The following is a 358-nucleotide window of genomic DNA, read 5'->3' as shown; positions in this document are numbered from 1 at the left end:
CGACAGCAGGTGCTCGGCCAGCGCGGTGGCGGTCGGGTGGTCGTAGTCGGTGGTGACCGCCACGTCCAGGCCCCACGCGGTGACCGGCCGGTTGCGCAGTTCGACGGCGGACCGCGAGTAGAGCGGCGAGCAGCGGGCGGTGGGCAGGGCGCCCACGGCGTCGGGGCCGTCGGCGACCCGCCGCGACAGGTCCTGCGGGGAGCGCGCGCTGCCGGGGGCCAGGGTGGGCAGCCCCACCGCGGGCAGCGGCTCGCCGCCGGGCAGCTGCCCACCGGTCGCGGCGCCCGCGCCTCCGTACGGCCCGGCCGTCCGGCCGAGCAGCAGCGACAGCCGGTGCTCGGCCAGCGCGTCCAGCTGG

At 79.9% G+C, this 358-nt stretch carries 1 protein-coding gene; it reads right to left on the bottom strand.

Going from position 1 to position 358, the window contains the following annotated elements:
• The coding region (locus tag PUR61_RS19100; protein WP_329880166.1) for an acyl carrier protein at nucleotides 1-358 on the bottom strand (358 nt) is incomplete at both ends.

This window comes from Streptomyces sp. BE20 (genome assembly GCF_036322525.1).
Classification (GTDB): Bacteria; Actinomycetota; Actinomycetes; order Streptomycetales; family Streptomycetaceae; genus Kitasatospora.
Note: the sequence above shows the minus strand (reverse complement) of the source record. Positions and strands in the feature narration are given on the sequence as shown.